Source organism: Streptomyces sp. 5K101 (assembly GCF_046506645.1).
Taxonomy (GTDB): domain Bacteria; phylum Actinomycetota; class Actinomycetes; order Streptomycetales; family Streptomycetaceae; genus Streptomyces.
In genome coordinates, this window is the sequence record NZ_JBKFFO010000027.1 from 22823 (window position 1) to 40321 (window position 17499).

Below are 17499 nucleotides of genomic sequence, written 5' to 3' on the forward strand. Positions count from 1 at the left end.
TGCCAAGATGGGCGCATGCGCATTGTGGTTCTGGCCGGCGGTATCGGCGGCGCCCGTTTCCTTCGCGGTCTGAAGCAGGCCGCGCCCGAGGCGGACGTCACGGTGATCGGCAACACCGGTGACGACATCCATCTGTTCGGGCTGAAGGTCTGCCCCGACCTCGACACCGTGATGTACACCCTCGGCGGTGGCATCAACGAGGAGCAGGGCTGGGGACGCAGCGACGAGACGTTCCAGGTCAAGAGCGAGCTGGCCGCGTACGGCGTGGGGCCCGAGTGGTTCGGTCTCGGCGACCGCGACTTCGCCACGCACATCGTCCGCACCCAGATGATCGGCGCCGGCTACCCGCTCAGCGCCGTCACGGAGGCGCTGTGCGACCGGTGGCAGCCTGGCGTACGGCTGCTGCCGATGTCCGACGACCGCGTCGAGACGCATGTCGTCGTCACCCTCGACGGAGAGCGGCGGGTCGTCCACTTCCAGGAGTACTGGGTCAGGCTGCGGGCGTCCGTGGCCGCCGAGGCCGTCGTGCCGGTCGGCGCCGACCAGGCCAAGCCGGCGCCCGGTGTGCTGGAGGCGATCGCCGAGGCGGACGTCGTCCTCTTCCCCCCGTCCAACCCCGTCGTCAGCATCGGCACCATCCTGTCCGTGCCCGGCATCCGCGAGGCGATCGCCGACGCGGGCGTGCCGGTCGTGGGCCTGTCCCCCATCGTCGGCGACGCGCCCGTGCGCGGCATGGCCGACAAGGTGCTCGCCGCCGTGGGCGTGGAGGCGACGGCGGCGGCCGTCGCCCGGCACTACGGCTCCGGGCTGCTCGACGGCTGGCTCGTCGACACGGTCGACGCGGCCTCCGTCCCGGACGTCGAGGCGGCGGGCATCCGCTGCCGCGCCGTGCCGCTGATGATGACCGGCGCCGAGGCGACCGCGGAGATGGCCCGCGCCGCCCTGGCGCTGGCCGAGGAGGTACGCGGGTGAGCTCGCCCTCCTACCGGGTCTGGGCGCTGCCCGGTATCGGCGAGGTGCGGCCGGGCGACAACCTGGCCAAGCTGATCGCCGCGACCGCGCCCGGACTCGTCGACGGCGACGTCCTGCTCGTCACCTCGAAGATCGTCAGCAAGGCCGAGGGCCGGATCGTCGAGGCGGCGGACCGCGAGGCGGCGATCGACGCCGAGACGGTCCGGGTGGTCGCGCGGCGCGGCGCCCTGCGCATCGTCGAGAACCGCCAGGGCCTGGTCATGGCCGCGGCGGGGGTCGACGCCTCGAACACCCCCGCGGGCACCGTGCTGCTGCTACCCGAGGACCCCGACGCCTCGGCCCGCGCGATCCGCGAGGGACTGCGCGACGAACTGGGCGTCGACATCGGCGTGGTCGTCACGGACACGTCCGGGCGGCCGTGGCGCAGCGGACTGACCGACGTCGCGATCGGCGCTGCGGGCGTGCGCGTGCTGGACGACCTGCGGGGCGGCACGGACGCGTACGGCAATCCGCTGACCGCGACGGTGGTCGCCACGGCCGACGAGCTCGCCGCCGCGGGCGACCTGGTGAAGGGCAAGGCCGAGGGGCTGCCCGTCGCCGTCGTGCGGGGGCTGGCGCACGTGGTCGACGACACCGGGGCAGGTGCGCGGGCGCTCGTGCGGAACGCGGCCGACGACATGTTCCGGCTGGGGACGTCGGAGGCGGTGCGCGAGGCGGTGACGCAGCGGCGTACGGTGCGCGCGTTCACGGACCAGCCGGTGGACGGCGGGGCGGTGCGGCGCGCGGTCGCGGCGGCGGTGACGGCGCCCGCGCCGCACCACACCACGCCGTGGCGCTTCGTCCTCCTGGAGTCCGAGTCCTCGCGCATCCGGCTGCTCGACGCGATGCGCGACGCGTGGGTCGCGGATCTGCAGCGCGACGGCAGGTCGCAGGAGGCGATCGCCAAGCGCGTACGGCGCGGGGACGTCCTGCGGCGTGCCCCCTACCTGGTGGTCCCCTGTCTGGTCGCCGACGGCGCCCACACGTACGGCGACCGGCGCCGGGACACCGCCGAGCGCGAGATGTTCGTGACCGCGGTGGGCGCGGGCATCCAGAACCTCCTGGTCGCGCTCGCGGGCGAGCGGCTGGGGTCGGCATGGGTGTCGTCCACGATGTTCTGCCGCGAGGTGGTACGGGAGGTGCTGGAGCTGCCGTCCACGTGGGACCCGATGGGCGCGGTGGCGATCGGTCACCCGGCGGCCGCGCCGGCGGCACGTCCGGCGCGGGACGCGGCGGCGTTCATCGAAGTGCGGTAGCCCTTGGGAGGGCGGCGGACAGGGTTACGCCTCCAGGCGTGACCCGGTCCGTGTGTGCGTGGGCAACCACCCGCACCCGCCCGGGGTCACCACGCCGCGATGTCCACCCGGCGCATCTTGGGCTCGCGGCGGGGCGGCACGCGGCCCGCAAGGAGGATCAGCCGGGCCGCGCGGTGGCGCTGGCCCTCGTAAGGGGCCAGCAGCTCCAGCATCGCCGCGTCGTCCGCATTGCGGTCGCCCGCCAGGGCGTAGCCCACGATCCGGGGCAGGTGGAGGTCGCCCACCGTCACGGCGTCGGCCGCGCCGTTGCTGCGCTGCACCGTCTCGGCCGACGTCCACGGGCCGATGCCGGGGATCAACTCCAGCCGGTCCCTGGCCTGTTCGGGCTCCATGGCCGCTGCCTCCTCCAGGCGGCGCGCCACCTTCACGGCCCGCAGGATCGTCGAGGCACGCTTGTTGTCGACGCCCGCGCGGTGCCACTCCCAGGACGGGATCATCGCCCAGCCGCGCGGGTCCGGCATGACGTGCAGCCGCTCGGCGGGGCCGGGCGCCGGCTCGCCGTACCGGCGGACCAGCAGCCGCCACGCCCGGTACGCCTCGTCCGTCGTGATCTTCTGTTCGAGGATCGAGGGGATCAGGGACTCCATCACCAGCCCCGTGCGCACCAGCCGCAGCCCCGGCCTGCGGCGGCGGGAGGCGGCGACCAGGCGGTGGTGCGGCGTGAAGTCCTCGGGTGTGTCGGACGCGCCGAGCAGATCGGGCAGCCGGTCCAGCAGCCACTCGCCGCCCGCGCCCCATGCCTCGGCCTCCACCGTGCCGCCCCGGAGGGCGACCCGCAGCGTGCCGGGGCCTTCGGGCGTGCGGCTGGCCCGCCAGACGGAGCCGTCCGGCGTGGTGCGGAAGGTGGGGTCGGCGGGGCCACGGCGCAGCGGACCTAGGACCAGGCCCAGATCGAGGGGCCCGGGCGGCGTCCACCGGCGGGTACGGTCGGCCGACACCTGACGCGGTATGGCGGCGGGTACGCGTGTCGCGCCGCCGCGCGTCATCGCGCGCCCGGCCCCCGGTTCGAAGCGTCCTGCCATGCGGTCAGGCTACTGGTCGGAGGAGAACCTGACCGCGCCCGCGGGGAGAACCGCGTCGCACCACACCCGCGCACCGTCCCTGAGCTCGTTGTCCTCCCCGACGACCGCGCCGTCGCCGACGACCACGCCGGACAGGACCGTACGGGCGCCTATGCGCGCGCCTTCGCCGACGAGCGAGCCGGAGATCACCGCGCCCGCGCCCACCACGGCGCCCGCGAGCACCGTGCTGCCGTCGATGCGCGCGCCCTCGCCCACCACGGCGCCCTCGCCGACGACCGTGCCGCCGGTCAGCTTCGCGCCGGCCGCCACGCGCGCGGACGGCAGGACCAGCCGGTCGCCGCGCCGGCCGGGCACCGCCGGGGACGGAGCCCGGCCGAGCACCAGGTCGGCGGAGCCGCGCACGAAGGCGTGCGGGGTGCCGAGGTCCAGCCAGTACGTGGAGTCGACCATGCCCTGCAGGTGGGCGCCGGAACGCAGCAGCTCCGGGAACGTCTCGCGTTCGACGGAGACGGGCCGGCCGGCGGGGATCGCGTCGATGACCGAGCGGCGGAAGACGTATGCGCCGGCGTTGATCTGGTCGGTGACGATCTGCTCCGGCGTCTGCGGCTTCTCCAGGAAGGCCGTGACGCGTCCGGTGTCGTCCGTCGGCACGAGGCCGAAGGCGCGCGGGTCGTCCACGCGGGTGAGGTGGAGGGAGACGTCCGCGCCGGTCGCGCGGTGCGTGCCGACCAGGGCCCCGATGTCGAGGCCGGTGAGGATGTCGCCGTTGAAGACGAGCACGGGGTCGTCGGGCCCGGACGTCAGCCGGGAGGCGACGTTGCGGATCGCGCCGCCGGTGCCGAGCGGCTCCTCCTCGGTCACGTACTCCAGGTGGAGTCCGAGCGCCGAGCCGTCGCCGAAGTACGGCTCGAACACCTCGGCCAGGTAGGAGGTGGCGAGCACGATGTGCTCGACGCCTGCGGACCGCGCCCGCGCCAACTGGTGGGTCAGGAAGGGGACACCGGCCGCGGGGACCATCGGCTTCGGTGTGCGGACGGTGAGCGGACGCAGCCGGGTGCCCTTGCCTCCGACCAGGAGAATCGCTTCTGGAGCCTGGTTCACTGCGGTCTCTGCTTCCTGCTGGGGCCGGGCGCGGTCGCTGGTTGGACCGGCCAGTTTATGCAGTGGGTGCGGCGGTCTCGACGCGCACGGCCCCGGGCCGGCTGTCATCGGCCCTGGTATTTGGCCGATGCCGTACGGGCGGTGCCGAGCCTGCCGTAGAGCTTGCCGCCGGGGCAGTCGGTGAGGTACCCGTCGCGGTGTCCGGCGATGGCGTTGAGGGAGACCTTCGCGCCTTCCGCGTACTTGCCGCTGCCTCCGGAGGTGAGTGTGACCTTGCCCTTCGGATTGACGCCGTACAGGCCGAGCTTCCATGCCGTCAGTTTGGCGACCGCGGTCACGGCGGCTCCCGGCGGATTGGACGAACTGTACGAGCCGAGGACGGCGATTCCGGTGCTGTTGGCGTTGAAGCCGAGGGTATGGGCGCCCTGCACCGGCTTGGCCACGCCTCCTGCCCGCCCCTCGTAGATGTTTCCGCACTTGTCGACGGCGAAGTTGTAGCCGATGTCGCGCCAGCCGGTGCTCTCGACGTGGTAGCGGTAGATGGCGCGGAGAACGGCGGGCGCCTGCTGGCAGGTGTAGTTGTTGCCGGTGTCGCTGTGGTGCACGAAGGCGGCCTGCACGGAGTCCGTGTAGACGAAACCCGGCTCCCGCAGGCTCTCGTCCGCGCCCCATCCCTTGCGGGTGATGATGCGCGGGCGGGGCCCGATGTAGGGCCTGGCCGTCAGGGTGTCGAAGACGAGGTCGCCCGCCGCGGCCGCCTCCGTCTCCGTGTCCTGCCGGTCGAGCGCCGGGATCTCCAGTCCGCCGGCCGGGGCGCGCCCTTCGGAGCCCTCGGTCCCGGGGCCGGAGGTGACGGAGCCGGTGCCCTCGGGGTCGTCACCGGGATCGACGAGGTGGAGGTGCATGCCGTCCGGCAGCCGGCCCGCCCGGCCGTCGGCCTGCGTCACGCGCACCTCCACGCCGTCGGACGCGCCGACCCACAGGGGCACCGTGGCTCCGCGCACCCGGTCCGAGTTGCTCTCCGCGGTGCCGGGGTCCGCGGCGTGGTCCTCGTTGTGGGTCTCGACCTCCTGCCAGGCCGACCAGGTCCGCGAGACGATGTCGCGGGTGCGGATCTCGACGGTGCCGTCCAGTACGGCGGACCCGTCGTCCCAGACGATGCCGACCAGGGAGAACGGCTCCACGTCCTGGGGCGGCAGGCCCTGGACCGCGGCCCTCGGCGTGCGGTCGGCGGGTGCTGTGCCGAGCGGCCGCAGCGGCAGGGACCGCGTGCTGCCGGGCACGTCCGGCACGTCACCCGGGGACGTGGCGAGCGCGCCGGAGGTGAGCGAGAGCGGAAGGACGAGCGCGGCCGCGCACGCCACGGTGATCGAAGATGCAAGGTATCCACGCATGGCAGAAATCCTGGGACGGGCGCACGGCGACCGCCTGCCGGGAAAACCGGCCCCGCGCCCGGCCGACCGGAGGACCCCGTTCACCGGTACGGAGGCCCCGCCGGACGCCCCGGCGTACGCTTGCGCGGGTGAACGCCAGCGACCGTACCCCTGCCGACCTGCTGCGATCCGCGCTCGCCGCGGACCCCGCACGCCCCTTGGTCACCTTCTACGACGATGCCACCGGTGAGCGCGTGGAATTGTCCGTCGCGACCTTCGCCAATTGGGTGGCCAAGACCGCCAATCTCCTCCAGGGGGAACTCGCCGCCGAACCGGGCGAACGCCTGGCGCTGTTGCTGCCCGCGCACTGGCAGACCGCCGTGTGGCTGCTGGCCTGTTCGTCGGTGGGCGTCGTCGCGGATGTGGGCGGCGATCCGGCCGGCGCGGACCACGTGGTCGCGGGCCCGGGGCAGTTCGACGCCGGGCTCGCGTGCCGGGGCGAGCGGATCGCGCTGTCGCTGGAACCGCTCGGCCGTCGCTTCCCTGTCCCGCCGGCCGGTTACGCCGACTACGCGGTGGAGGTGCCCAGTCAGGGCGACCGCTTCGCCCCCTACGCGCCGGTGGACCCGGACGAGGCCGCCCTCGCGGTGGGCGGTCTCGAGCTGACCGGCGCCGAACTCGTCGAGCGGGCGCGCGCGGACGCGGACCGGCTCGGGCTCGGCCCGGGCTCCCGGCTGCTGTCGGGCCTGCCGTACGACACCTGGGAGGGACTGTCCGCCGGGCTGTTCGCTCCGCTGGTGGCCGGTGGCTCCGTCGTACTGTGCCGCAACCTGGGTGAGTTGTCCGAGGACGGGCTGGCGAAGCGGATCGAGAGCGAGCGGGTCACCGGCACCGCGGTATGACGAGCCGCTGAAGTCCACTCAAGTGGCGCACACCCGGGCCGAGCCCTCCCGGCCCGGGCGTCAACTCCGATGGATGATCGGCGACAAGCGTGTTTCCACGCACAACCAAGCGCCGGGTTCAGCGGTCTAGCCGGGTGTCCCGGCGGCCCAGCGCGCCGCCGATGCCATGAAGGATGGACGACCACGTGACGGACAAGGCTGGTACGCCCGCCGAACCGGACGGCCCGACCGGGGACGGGGCCGAGCCGTCGGACGCTGCCGCCACGGACGCGGGCTCCCGCCCGGACGCCGCTGCCGGGGCTCCGGAGGGCGCGGACGGCGGTTCCGGGACCGCGGGCGAGGATGCGGGCTCCGGGACCGCGGGCGCGCGCGCGGACGCCGGCTCCGGGGCCAACCGCAGGCGGCACGTGCTGCGTTGGGCCGCGCTCGGCACGTCGGCCGCGGTGCTCGCCGCCGCGGGCGCCGGCTGGTGGCTCTACCACAAGCTCGACGGCAACATCACCACCGACACCTCGGCCGCGGCGGAGCTGGAGGCGTACGAGAAGGAGCGCCCCAGCGCGCTCGTCACCGGCGCGCAGAACATCCTGCTGCTCGGCTCCGACACCCGGGAGGGCGAGGGCAACGACCGGTACGGCAAGGACGCGCACAACAGCCAGCGCTCCGACACCACGATCCTGCTGCACATCGCCGGGGACCGGCAGAGCGTGACCGCCATGTCCGTCCCGCGCGACCTGATGGTCACGATCCCCAGCTGCGGCAGGCCCGGCGGCAAGCGGACCCGGGAGCAGATCGCGCAGTTCAACTGGGCGTTCCAGTTCGGCGGCGCGGCCTGCACCATCCGTACGGTCGAGAAGTTCACCGGAATCCGCGTCGACCACCACATGGTGATCGATTTCCGGGGCTTCAAGGACATGGTCGAGGCGGTGGACGGCGTCGAGGTGTGCCTGACCGAGCCGATCGACGACAAGGCCGCACGGCTCAAACTGCCCGCGGGCCGCCAGACGCTGCGCGGCGAGGAGGCTCTCGGGTTCGTACGGGCGCGGAAGACGCTGGGGAACGGCAGCGACACCGAGCGCATGGAGCGCCAGCAGCAGTTCCTCGGCGCGCTGGTCAAGAAGGTGCAGAGCAACGGTGTGCTGCTCAATCCGACCCGGCTCTACCCGGTGCTGGACGCGGCGACCAAGTCCGTCACCACGGACGCCGGACTCGACTCGCTCAAGGACCTTTACGACCTGACCCGGGCACTTCGCAACGTACCGACGGAAAAGGTGCAGTTCCTGACTGTTCCGCGCAAGCCCTACCGTCTCGATCCGAACAGGGACGAGCTGGTGCAGCCGACGGCAAGTGAACTTTTCGAGCAGCTCAGGAAGGACGCCGATGTCCGGGTCGTGCCCGAGCGGAGGACGGACCGGGACACGGGCGGCGACGCCAGCCCCGCTCCGACGCCGACCTTCCCGGGAACCAACGCGGCCGAGGGAATGTGTGAGTAAAGCAATGGCCAAACGAAGACCGCAGCTCAGGCGGATTGGGCGGAATGCCCGCTTGTAAGGGACGTGGAATTTGTCACGGGCGTCGCTCCCAGTTGAACTGGGCGGATAGTGTGACGCGATCCGGTGCACCCGACCCCGTGTCGCGCACTGCTGGATCGAAGGACCGAGCGCCTGCCGGGGGCGGCGCGTCGCGTGGCACCGACGGAGGACTCAAACAACCGTGGATGCACAAGGCCGTGGACGGGCGGACGAGATCGACCCCGCCGACCAGTGGGTCATGAACCCGCAAACCGGCAACTACGAACTGCGACTGGACCAATCCGCACCGCATTCACCAGCCTCCCGCACCGGAGCCGCGGGCGCAAGAAGGTCTCGCCGCTCCGCCGAGCCCGCCGAGACGGCGACGCCGGCGGCCGGCACCGCCACCCGCCGCAGGTCGGCCGCCCCGGCCCCCGAGGTACCCGGTCAGCGCAGCCGCCGCGGCGGCGACGCCTCGGGCCGTATCCCGCAGCAGCAGACCGGCCGCCGCAAGCGCAAGCAGCCGACGTCGCGCAAGAAGAAGGTCCTGCTGTGGACCGGGGGCACCATGGCCTTCGTACTCGTCGGTGCCTCGGCCGGCGCGTACTACCTGTACCAGCGACTCGACGGCAACATTTCCTCCATCGACGTCGGCGACGCGGCCAACGGCGGCGCCTTGGACGAGGGACCGCTCAACATCCTGGTCATCGGCAACGATGTACGCACCGGCGAGGGCAACGAGAGCTACGGCGACAAGGACAACGTCACCGGGCACGCCGACACCACGATCCTCTTTCACGTCTCGGAGGACCGCACCAACGCGACCGCCATGAGCATTCCTCGGGACCTCAAGATCGAAATCCCGGACTGCCCCACCAAGCAGGCCGATGGCTCCACCAAGGTCATCCCCGGCTCGACGGGCACCACCAGGTTCAACGAGTCCCTCGGCGTGAACGGCCGTGATCCGGGCTGCACCATGCGTACGGTCAAGGAGATAACGGGAGTGGAGGTCGACCACTTCATGATGGTCGACTTCAACGCGGTCAAGACGCTGTCCACCGCGGTCGGAGGCGTGGAGGTCTGCCTGAACAAGCCCATCCACGACAAGGACTACTCCAAGCTCGATCTCCCGGCCGGGAAGCAGAAAATCCAGGGCGAGGTCGCCCTCGCCTTCCTCCGCAACCGGCACGGTCTCGCCAACGAGAGTGACCTGGACCGGATCAAGCAGCAGCAGCAGTTCGTCGCGTCCATGATCCGCCAGTTGAAGAAGGAAACGCTGGGTAGTCCCACGAAGATGCTCGATGTCGCGGACGCGGCGACCAAGGCCCTCACGGTGGACACGGGGATAGGCAAAGCCGAGAAGCTGGTGGCTCTCGCCAAGGAGCTCGGCAAGATCGACCTGAAGAACATCTCCTTCATGACCGTGCCTGTGGTCGACAACCCCGATGAGCCGGAAGGCCAGAAGGCGACCGTCGTCCCGGACCCGGTCAAGGCCCCGCAGGTCTTCAGCATGATCCAGAACGACGTCTCCTTCACCGAGGTGGAGAAGAAGGAGAAGGAGAAGGAACAGGCCGCCAAGGACAAGCAGGCCGAGCTCCTCAAGGGGCCGAGGGCCGACGCGTCCGACGTACGCGTCGACGTCCTCAACGGCGGCGGTCCCGGGGGCTCCGCGCAGAAGACTCTGGACTGGTTGCAGAACTCCCAGGGCGTGCTCAAGTCCAGCAAGAAGGGCAACGCCGAGGCCAAGGTCGCCAAGACTCAGCTGGAGTACGCGCCCAACCAGGCCGACCAGGCGCGCAAGCTCGCGGACTTGATGGGTCTGCCGGCATCGGCGCTCAAGCCGGGTACGGAGGACGCGGAGGACCTGGAGGCGATGACGCTGACGCTCGGGCCCGATTTCAAGGGCGCGGGGGTGCCCATCGTCGGTCCGCAGAAGCCGCCGAAAGTGGACAAGGTAGAAGCCGACAAACAGGTGTGCGCGGGCTCGTAACAGAACGGGGGGGCATGGGAAGCAGCACGGTGGGCGGGGAGAGAACGAGCGCGGGCGTCCGGGACGCGGCGGCGCGGGGCTGGGACGACAGCCTTTACGAAGACACGGCCGGGCGCGTACCGGGGGCCCGTACGGCCCCCGACGACGAGCAGGACCGAGGAAGCGAGCGGGACTCGGCGGCGGAGGGCTCCGGCCTGGACCGCCACCGGACGCCCGCCCGGCGAGCGAAACGCGGCAAACGCTGCATACTGCGCGGGATCACGCTGACCCTGTCCGTGATCGTCCTCGGTACGGCGGGGGCGGGGTACCTGTACTACGAGCACCTCAACAGCAACATCCGCAAGGGCGAACGCAGTTCGGCAAATTCCGACGTGAAGAAGTCGGCTCCGAACGCGGCGGGGCAGACCCCGCTGAACGTCCTGCTGATCGGCTCCGACAGCAGAAACTCCAGCGAGAACCTCGAATTGGGCGGCTCCAGGAAGAGTGTCGGAGCGCCTCCGCTCGCGGACGTGCAGATGCTGCTGCACGTCTCGGCCGACCGCAAGAACGCCTCGGTGGTCTCCATCCCGCGTGACACCAAGGTCGACATACCCGCGTGCACCGACCCCAAGACCGGGGACAAGTACGTCGCCACGCGGGACCTGATCAACACCACGCTCGGACGCGGCGGCCCCGGCTGCACCCTCGCCACCTGGCAGGAGCTCACCGGCGTCTACATCGACCACTGGATGATGGTCGACTTCGCCGGCGTGGTGGACATGGCGGACGCGATCGGCGGCGCCGAAATCTGCGTCAACCACAACGTGTACGACGGCCCCAAGCCCGGTGTGCCCGGCGGCTCGGGCCTCAGGCTGACCAAGGGCTCGCACGAGATCCAGGGCGTCAAGGCCCTCCAGTGGCTGCGCACACGGCACGCCTTCGAGAGCGACTTCGGCCGCTCCGAGGCCCAGCACATGTACATGAACTCGGTGATCCGCAAGCTCAAGGACCAGAACGCCTTCACCGACGGCGGCCGGCTCATGGACCTGGCCGAGACAGCCACCAAGGCCCTCCAGGTCTCCGAGGAGATCGGCACGGTCAGGAAGCTGTTCGACCTCGGCATGACCCTCAAGGACGTGCCGACCGACCGGATCGCGATGCTCACCATGCCGCGCATCCCCGACCCGGCCAACCCGAAGAACCACGTGCTGCCCGCGCCGGGCGAGGCCGAGCGGCTCTGGGAGATGCTGCGCGATGACGTCCCGGTGGACGGCAAGGCCCCGACGTCGAAGCCGAAGACGCCGGCCGCGCCGAAGGACCCGGCCGCCGACCCCGCCGACATCGGCGTCATGGTCCGCAACGGCACAGGGGCCGACGGGCCGGCCACGTACGAGCGGGCCGCCGCCGTCACGGGCGTGCTGGCGCAGAAGGGGTTCACCGGAGCGCAGGTGGACTCGACTCCCGACCCGCAGAAGCGCACGCAGGTGCTGTTCCCGAGCGCCGACCTCGAGGGCGACGCGCATGCGGTCGCCAAGGCGCTCGGAGTGCCCACCAGTGCGGTGAAGAGGTCGACGGACGTCTCGGGCGTGACCCTGGTGGTCGGCTCCGACTGGCGGGCCGGGAACACCTTCCCCAAGTCCGAGCCGGCCTCGGGGCCGCCGAAGAACACCGAGACGGTGATGGGCGACGACAGGGACGCGTGCATGGACATCTACGCGCCGTACCGCTTCTGAGTCCCCGCGCTCATGACGGAAGCCGGTCCCCCCAAGGGCGGACCGGCTTCCGGCGTACTGCGCGGGTGGGTCAGACCTTCATGGTCTTCACCGACGGGCGGCGGCTCGCGATGACCTTCTTCGCCAGCGAGCGAGGGCTCGTCAGGAAGCCGTACCCCCACGCCATGTGCATCGTGGCCAGCGCGACGGGGATCTGCACCCGGGCCTTCAGGGACAGGCCCTTGCCGGCGGGAACCGAGCCGGCCGTGATCGCGGCCAGGTAGCCGCCGGGCACGACGAGGGCCCACGGGGTGACGGCCGCGCCCAGGACCAGGCCGGCGGCGATCGCGCACAGCGCGGTCGGGGCGGCGAGGTAGCGCAGGTTGATGGAGCCCTCGTGGTAGCGGGCGACGACGTGGCGCCAGCGGCCGTAGTCCTTGTACTGCTTGGCGAGCGCCCGCACGGACGGCCGGGGGCGGTAGCGCACCCTCAGCTCCGGCGAGAACCAGATCAGTCCGCCCGCCTCGCGGATGCGGAAGTTCAGCTCCCAGTCCTGGGCGCGGATGAACTCCTCGTTGTACCCGCCCTGCTGCTCCAGGGCCTCGCGGCGGAAGACGCCCAGGTACACCGTCTCGGCCTCGCCCGCCGCGCCGCCGGTGTGGAAGGCGGCGTTGCCCACCCCTATCCGCGACGTCATGGCGGCGGCGACCGCGTCCTCCCAGGCGTTCTCGCCCTCGGCGTGCATGATGCCGCCGACGTTCTGAGCGCCGGTCTCCTCCAGGAGACGGACCGCGGTCGCGATGTAGTTCGGCGACAGCATGCCGTGGCCGTCGACGCGCACCACGATCGGATGGCGGGAGGCCCTGATGGCGGCGTTCAGCGCGGCGGGGGTGCGACCCGTCGGGTTCGGCACGGTGTGGACCCGGGGGTCCTCCCGTACGAGCTCGGCGGCGATCTCGTCGGTGCGGTCCGTGGACGGTCCGAGCGCGATCACCACCTCCATCTCACCGTCGTAGTCCTGCTCGAGGATGTGACGGACCGAGTTGCGCAGGTGCCGTTCCTCGTTGAGGACCGGCATGATCACGGAGACAGCGGGCGTGGCGTTCATCGCCCGCCACGTTACCGCGAACGGGGGACGCCCAGGCGCGGCGGCCGGTGTCGCAGATCGTATGGGCCTACGGTTGCTCAGCATCCCCTGTCGTCGCGGAGGTGTCCCCTTGCCCCGACCGCCCCGCCCCCCTCGCCCGGCACAGATCCCGGCTCGCCCGGCACCGATCGCGGCGAGGCAGGTCAGACGGCGTCCGGCCGCGCGACCGGCCCGACCGGTCCGACGTGCGAAGCCGCGCTGGGGGGTGCGGGTGGTGACGTCGCTCTCGATGCTGGTGCTCGGGGTCGGAGGGGTCGGGCACGCGGTGGTGACGAGCCTCGGCACCGGGATCGAGCGGGTCGACCCGTTCCTCGACATGAAGAACCGCCCCGATGCCAGCAACGGCATGAACATCCTGGTCGTCGGCACCGACGGCAGGCAGAAGATCACGCGCGAGCAGAAGAAGAAGTACCGGCTCGGCGGCACGGGCTGTCGCTGCACCGACACGATCATGCTGGTGCACCTCTCGGAGGACTGGGAGCGCGCGAGCGTGGTGAGCCTGCCGCGGGACAGCTATGCCGAGATCCCCGAGTACACCGACGCCACCACCGGCAAGCACCACAAGTCTCACCCGGTGAAGCTGAACGCCGCGTACTCCAAGGGCGGTCCGGCGCTGACGGTGCGCTCGGTGGAGCACATGACCAAGGTGAAGATCCACCACTATCTGGAGATCGACTTCACCAGCTTCATGAAGACCGTGGACGCGGTCGGCGGCGTGGAGATCTGCACCGCCCGCCCGATGAAGGACTCGCACACCGGCCTGACCCTGCCCGTCGGGACGCACAAGCTGAACGGGGGCCAGGCCCTGCAGTACGTGCGCTCCCGCCACATCGACGGGGCGGCGGACCTCGGGCGCATGCAGCGCCAGCAGCGGTTCCTGGCGGCCCTCGTCCAACGGGCGACCAGCAGCGGGGTGCTGCTGAACCCGGTGAAGTTCCGCCAGGTCACCTCGGCGATGGTCGGCTCCGTGCGGGCCGACAAGGGCTTCGGCCCCGAGCAGATGCTCGCGCTGGGCAGGGCGATGCGGGGCTTCACGCCGGCCTCCTCGGAGTTCACCTCGGTGCCCATCGGTGATGTGGGCCACCTCGTGAAGGGCGTCGGCTCCACGGTGAAGTGGGACCCGGTGCAGTCCAAGAAGCTGTTCCAGCTGCTGCGGGACGACAAGCCACTGGCCCCGCACCGCCCCAAGCGCCCGAGCGCGGTGCCGGTCGACGTCTCGCCGCAGCAGATCCGGGTGCAGGTCTACAACGGCACCCGGGTCCACGGCCTCGGCGACCGGGTCGACAAGGCCCTGCGCGGCACCGGCTTCCGCACCACCCAGGCCCCGCTCGACACCGGGAAGGGCCAGGTGCGGCGCACCTATGTGACGTACGACCCGCGCTGGGACCGGTCGGCGAAGTCGCTCCGGGCGGCTCTGCCGGGCTGCGAACTGCGGCCCGTCAAGAATCAAGGGCCGACGCTGCGGGTGGTGGCGGGCGCCGACTACAAGGGCGTCACGCCGGTACGGGCGGAGGACGCGTACCAGGGCGAGTTCGGTGCGGTCACGGGCGATCAGGTGGTGTGCCCGTAGCGGTGTCGCGCGCCGCGTCGGTCTCCGTGCGCGACCGCCGCTCTGGTGTCCTCGCGCCGTCAGTCCTCCGTGCGCGGCCCGCCGCCTCCGGCGACCTCTCCCTCAGTCCTCCATGCCCTCCGCGGCCCGCTTCTCCCGCAGCTCCTTGATCGCGCGGCGCCTGGCCAGCCGGTGGGTGCGCCGGATCTGCGCCTCCTGGTAGCGCCGCTGGTCCCGCTCGGTCTCCGGGAGCACCGGAGGCACGGGCCGCGGCTTGCCGTCCGCGTCGACCGCGGCGAAGACGAGGTAGGCGCTGCCGACCTGGGTCGCGGGCGTCGACTCGTTCCAGCGCTCGGCGAGGACGCGTACGCCGACCTCCATCGAGGACCGGCCCGTCCAGTTGACCTGGGCCTTCACATGGACCAGGTCGCCGACCCTGACCGGCTCCAGGAACACCATCTCGTCCATGGAGGCGGTGACCGCCGGGCCGCCGGAGTGCCGGCCCGCGACGGCGCCCGCGGCGTCGTCCACCAGCTTCATAATCACGCCGCCGTGCACGGTACCGAGGAGATTCGTGTCACTGCCGGTCATGATGTGGCTGAGCGTGGTACGAGACGCCGAAGTGGGCTTGCCCGGAATTTCGTCCTCCGGGCGCTGGGCCTGATCTGTCATGCCCTCCACCATATGCCGGGGCCGCAATGCATCAGGTTCGCTACAGCCGGGGTGTGATGTCCCACCCGCCCTGTCGGCGCCCCGGGCCGCACCGGCACACTGTTCCGCATGAACGACTGGCCCGAAGGATGGACCGACGACGGCGGCACGAGGCGTGGCTACGGGCGTGGCAGCGCCGGTGAACAGCCCGAAGGTGCGCGCGTGATGCGCCATGTCCAGCGCCCGGCCGCACCTCAGCGCGGCTCGGTGCCCCCGCAGCAGCGCGGCTACGACCAGGGCTATGCCGAGCCCGGGTACGACAGCGGCTACAACACGGGCCAGGTCTACGGCACCCCCGGCGGAGGCGGCCGTATCCCGCCGCAGCAGGGCGGCCCGTACCGGCAGCCCGGACCGGCCCCGGACTGGCGTCGCCGGTTCAAGGTCGGCTCGGTCGTGGTGCTGGTGGCGGTGCTCGGCACGGCGATCGGCACGTACTTCTGGGCCGACTCCAAGGTGCGGCGCGAGGTCGACCTCTCCAAGGTGATCGAGCGCCCGCAGGAGGGCGACTGCACGACGTACTTGATCGTCGGTTCGGACAGCCGTGAGGGCATGACGGCCGAGGAGAAGAAGAAGCTGCACACCGGCTCCGCCGAGGGCAAGCGCACGGACTCGATGATGATCCTCGCGGCCTGCGGCAGCGGGAACACGATGGTGTCCCTGCCGCGTGACTCGGACGTGGAGATACCCACCTTCGTGGGCTCGGAGTCGGGCAAGACGTTCCAGGGCGCGGGCCGGCGGGTGAAGTTGAACGCCGCGTACGCGGAGGACGGGCCCGAGCTGCTGGTGCGCACGGTCGAGCACAACACCGGTCTGCGCATCGACCACTACGCCGAGATCGGCTTCGCGGGCTTCGCGAACATCGTGGACGCGCTCGGCGGTGTCGAGATGAACATCGAGAAGGGCTTCAAGGACAAGAAGTCCGGCGCCGACTTCCAGGCGGGCAAGCAGACGCTCGACGGCGAGCAGGCCCTGGCGTACGTCCGCACGCGGTACGCGTTCGCGGAGTCGGACCTGGCGCGCACCAAGAACCAGCAGAAGTTCCTGTCGGCGATGGCGAACCAGGCGGCGACGCCGGGCACGATCCTCAACCCGTTCAAGCTGTACCCGACGATGGGCGCGGGCCTGGACACCCTGATCGTGGACAAGGACATGTCCCTGTGGGACCTGGGCGAGATGTTCTTCGCGATGAAGGGCATCACGGACGGCAGCGGTACGTCGCTGAACATGCCGACGTCGGGCAGCCGCGGCGGGAACCTGGTCTGGGACAAGGCGAAGGTGCGGCAGCTGGTGCAGCAGATCCAGAACGACGAGAAGGTCACCGTGACCGACAAGTGACGCCCCATGAGAGGCCCGCCGCGCTCGCACGGCGGGCCTTCGTGGAGGTGTGGCACCTGCTGTACGGCACGCCCGGCGGTGGCGAACAGGCCATGACGGCGCGGAGGTGCATGGAGTTCCCCGGTATCCCTGGACCGGTCGTCGAGGCGTCGCCGATGAGTTTTCGCGGGGTAGGGCGTCTACTGGGACGAGAGGCATGACGACTGGCGTGGAGGCCGGCATGAGGAAGATCATCGCGCAGCTGTTCATCTCGCTCGACGGTGTCGTGGAGGCACCCGACCAGTGGCACTTCCCCTACTTCAACGACGAGATGGGCGCCGCCGTCGACTCCGTCCTCGGTAAGGCCGACACCTTGATCCTGGGGCGCAGGACCTACGACAGCTTCGCCGGTGCCTGGCCCGAGCGGGAGGCGGCCGGTGGGGAGGACGCGCACTTCGCCAAGATCCTCGGTGACGCCCGGAAGATCGTCGTGTCGCGGCAGCAGCTGGAATTCACCTGGCGGAACTCCGAGTTGGTCAAGGGCGACCTCGTCGAGGCGGTCACCGCGCTGAAGAAGGAGCCGGGCGACAGCGCCATCGCGATGAGCGGTTCCGTCTCCGTCGTCCGGCAGTTGCTGGCCGCGGGGCTGCTGGACCAGCTGCAGCTGCTGGTGCACCCGATCGCCGTCCGCAAGGGCATGCGCCTCTTCGACGAGGGCGACACTCCGATCCCCCTGAAGCTGCTCTCCTCCGAGACCTTCGAGACGGGTGTGCTGCACCTCTTCTACGCCCCCGCCGAGCAGCCGGGCGAGGGCTCGGACGAGGACGCCAAGTCCCACCTCCCGCAGGACGAGGGCTAGCGGGA

Annotated in this window: 14 protein-coding genes; 9 read left to right on the forward strand and 5 right to left on the reverse strand. The window is 71.3% G+C overall.

All coding sequences use genetic code 11. From position 1 onward, the window contains the following. Window positions 1-15 precede the first annotated feature (15 nt). Together cofD and ACLB9X_RS31025 are read left to right on the forward strand one after the other, a co-directional pair. A complete protein-coding gene (gene cofD / locus ACLB9X_RS31020) occupies window positions 16-972 on the forward strand; it encodes a 2-phospho-L-lactate transferase (RefSeq protein WP_410363751.1) in 957 nt (318 codons plus the stop codon). Next, entirely contained in the window at window positions 969-2267 is a 1299-nt protein-coding gene (locus ACLB9X_RS31025) for a coenzyme F420-0:L-glutamate ligase (protein ID WP_410363752.1), read from the forward strand. Before cofD ends, ACLB9X_RS31025 begins: the two co-directional genes overlap by 4 nt. Before the next feature lie 86 nt (window positions 2268-2353). Here the strand turns inward: ACLB9X_RS31025 and ACLB9X_RS31030 are convergent, their stop codons facing one another. The 3 genes from ACLB9X_RS31030 to ACLB9X_RS31040 all read right to left on the reverse strand — a co-directional run bounded on the left by ACLB9X_RS31030 (window position 2354) and on the right by ACLB9X_RS31040 (window position 5844). Further along, window positions 2354-3349 carry a DNA-3-methyladenine glycosylase family protein gene (locus tag ACLB9X_RS31030; RefSeq protein WP_410363753.1) on the reverse strand — a complete coding sequence of 332 codons (996 nt, stop codon included), beginning with the start codon at window positions 3347-3349 and terminating at the stop codon, window positions 2354-2356. 9 nt (window positions 3350-3358) lie between these two features. Beyond that, entirely contained in the window at window positions 3359-4450 is a 1092-nt protein-coding gene (locus tag ACLB9X_RS31035) for a sugar phosphate nucleotidyltransferase (protein WP_410363754.1), read from the reverse strand. Window positions 4451-4554: 104 nt separating this feature from the next. Beyond that, window positions 4555-5844, reverse strand: coding sequence for a peptidoglycan recognition protein (locus ACLB9X_RS31040; protein WP_410363755.1), 1290 nt, complete (start codon window positions 5842-5844; stop codon window positions 4555-4557). A gap of 128 nt (window positions 5845-5972) precedes the next feature. On the opposite strand from ACLB9X_RS31040, the gene ACLB9X_RS31045 reads away from it, so the two are divergent. The 4 genes from ACLB9X_RS31045 to ACLB9X_RS31060 all read left to right on the forward strand — a co-directional run bounded on the left by ACLB9X_RS31045 (window position 5973) and on the right by ACLB9X_RS31060 (window position 11935). Beyond that, a complete protein-coding gene (locus tag ACLB9X_RS31045; protein ID WP_410363756.1) occupies window positions 5973-6725 on the forward strand; it encodes a TIGR03089 family protein in 753 nt (250 codons plus the stop codon). Between the two features lie 173 nt (window positions 6726-6898). Continuing rightward, a complete protein-coding gene (locus ACLB9X_RS31050; protein WP_410363757.1) occupies window positions 6899-8215 on the forward strand; it encodes an LCP family protein in 1317 nt (438 codons plus the stop codon). A 220-nt stretch (window positions 8216-8435) separates the two neighbouring features. Further along, window positions 8436-10223 (forward strand): LCP family protein, encoded by a 1788-nt coding sequence (locus tag ACLB9X_RS31055; RefSeq protein ID WP_410363758.1) that lies wholly within the window; start codon window positions 8436-8438, stop codon window positions 10221-10223. 14 nt (window positions 10224-10237) lie between these two features. After that, the gene (locus tag ACLB9X_RS31060) at window positions 10238-11935 is read left to right on the forward strand and encodes an LCP family protein (protein WP_410363759.1); all 1698 of its coding nucleotides are present in this window, start codon (window positions 10238-10240) and stop codon (window positions 11933-11935) included. Between the two features lie 70 nt (window positions 11936-12005). Here ACLB9X_RS31060 and ACLB9X_RS31065 read toward each other — a convergent pair whose 3' ends face one another. Continuing rightward, window positions 12006-13022, reverse strand: coding sequence for a glycosyltransferase family 2 protein (locus tag ACLB9X_RS31065; protein ID WP_410363760.1), 1017 nt, complete (start codon window positions 13020-13022; stop codon window positions 12006-12008). Between the two features lie 244 nt (window positions 13023-13266). Between ACLB9X_RS31065 and ACLB9X_RS31070 the strand changes: the two genes are divergently transcribed. Then, on the forward strand, window positions 13267-14631 hold the full coding sequence (locus tag ACLB9X_RS31070; RefSeq protein WP_410363761.1) for an LCP family protein: 1365 nt from the start codon (window positions 13267-13269) through the stop codon (window positions 14629-14631). Between the two features lie 102 nt (window positions 14632-14733). On the opposite strand, the gene ACLB9X_RS31075 is transcribed toward ACLB9X_RS31070, so the two are convergent. After that, window positions 14734-15282, reverse strand: a complete 549-nt coding sequence (locus tag ACLB9X_RS31075; protein WP_410363762.1) for an acyl-CoA thioesterase — start codon at window positions 15280-15282, stop codon at window positions 14734-14736. 108 nt (window positions 15283-15390) lie between these two features. On the opposite strand from ACLB9X_RS31075, the gene ACLB9X_RS31080 reads away from it, so the two are divergent. Both ACLB9X_RS31080 and ACLB9X_RS31085 read left to right on the forward strand, forming a co-directional pair. Continuing rightward, a complete protein-coding gene (locus ACLB9X_RS31080) occupies window positions 15391-16656 on the forward strand; it encodes an LCP family protein (RefSeq protein WP_410363763.1) in 1266 nt (421 codons plus the stop codon). Window positions 16657-16876: 220 nt separating this feature from the next. Continuing rightward, complete coding sequence (locus ACLB9X_RS31085; RefSeq protein ID WP_410363764.1) at window positions 16877-17494, forward strand: dihydrofolate reductase family protein; 618 nt, start codon at window positions 16877-16879, stop codon at window positions 17492-17494. Window positions 17495-17499 lie beyond the last annotated feature (5 nt).

Excerpts from the sequence above, each read along its gene's own strand:
- cofD (WP_410363751.1), top strand. The coding sequence starts at position 16 with ATGCGCATTGTGGTTCTGGCCGGCGGTATCGGCGGCGCCCGTTTCCTT.
- ACLB9X_RS31030 (WP_410363753.1), bottom strand. The coding sequence starts at position 3,349 with ATGGCAGGACGCTTCGAACCGGGGGCCGGGCGCGCGATGACGCGCGGC.
- ACLB9X_RS31040 (WP_410363755.1), bottom strand. The coding sequence starts at position 5,844 with ATGCGTGGATACCTTGCATCTTCGATCACCGTGGCGTGCGCGGCCGCG.
- ACLB9X_RS31050 (WP_410363757.1), top strand. The coding sequence starts at position 6,899 with ATGGACGACCACGTGACGGACAAGGCTGGTACGCCCGCCGAACCGGAC.
- ACLB9X_RS31060 (WP_410363759.1), top strand. The coding sequence starts at position 10,238 with ATGGGAAGCAGCACGGTGGGCGGGGAGAGAACGAGCGCGGGCGTCCGG.
- ACLB9X_RS31065 (WP_410363760.1), bottom strand. The coding sequence starts at position 13,022 with ATGAACGCCACGCCCGCTGTCTCCGTGATCATGCCGGTCCTCAACGAG.
- ACLB9X_RS31075 (WP_410363762.1), bottom strand. The coding sequence starts at position 15,282 with ATGACAGATCAGGCCCAGCGCCCGGAGGACGAAATTCCGGGCAAGCCC.
- ACLB9X_RS31080 (WP_410363763.1), top strand. The coding sequence starts at position 15,391 with ATGAACGACTGGCCCGAAGGATGGACCGACGACGGCGGCACGAGGCGT.
- ACLB9X_RS31085 (WP_410363764.1), top strand. The coding sequence starts at position 16,877 with ATGAGGAAGATCATCGCGCAGCTGTTCATCTCGCTCGACGGTGTCGTG.